Source organism: Pedobacter sp. 01N416 (genome assembly GCF_056399685.1).
In genome coordinates, this window is record NZ_JBFTRT010000954.1 from 1 (window position 1) to 902 (window position 902).

Consider the following 902-nt stretch of genomic DNA (forward strand, 5'->3'; position numbering starts at 1 on the left):
TTGTATCTATGGCCTGTTAAATCTACAAATTCAAACTTTGGTGCAGGCTTGCCTACAAGCGAAAGTTGAAAAAGCCCCTGACGGGCCTGGTCTATCAGATAATATTTTGGCGAGTCCTCAATAAGCACATTAATTTTGTACAGTTGGTATAAGTTTCTACCTGCTCCTGTTTTTAACTTTAAGGGTAAGTACCGCCCGGATAGCACCTCGCTCAGAAACGTTTGTTTATCCATAGCTTTTCCTTCCGTATCGAAAGCACTATAATCAGAATCGAAGTTGACGTATTGTGTGATATAGTTTGAGAGCTGGTCACGGCCTTGAAGAATATTTGTGGGCTGAACCAATGGGGTCAACTCTTTTTCACTATTACATCCCAGAAATGTAATTATCAACAGGATACAAAAAATAAACTTCGGAAATGTTGTCATATTAATGGATTATTTGAAGATACTTATTTTATTGTCAAGGCGGCGTACTTTTGTAAAAGCCTTTTTAAGTGTGCTTTCTTCAGCGATAACGTCAAAGAGGCTTTGACGTTCTTGCTCTTTTTTGTGGCTAGTAATTATTTTCAATCAATAGCCTAGATAATATTATTTAAAAGCGATTTCAACATAATTATTAGCGGGAAACTTGAGCTGCCATCAAAAAGTGAAGAGAACTATTTTTCTAGAAATACGCAGTTAAATCTCTAAATAAAATAATTTTCCAGTTTTCGCCTTATTGGACCGTGAATTAAGCTGCTTAAAACCAAGTCGGCATTAAGATTGTTTAATTTCAAATCATAATGGAGAGAAACATAACATGGGAAGGCTTGGAATACAGGTCCCTGGAAAATTGTACCTTAACGGAAACAGATAATGGTGTCGCAGTTACATCGATTATTACATGCCAGGTTAATAACC

1 protein-coding gene is annotated in these 902 nt (G+C 36.5%); it reads right to left on the minus strand.

The genetic code is table 11. The annotated features are described in order from the left end of the window. Positions 1-428, minus strand: a 428-nt coding sequence (locus AC1DND_RS28630; protein WP_477586328.1) for a hypothetical protein, incomplete at its 3' end; no start/stop codon positions are given. Positions 429-902: the final 474 nt, after the last annotated feature.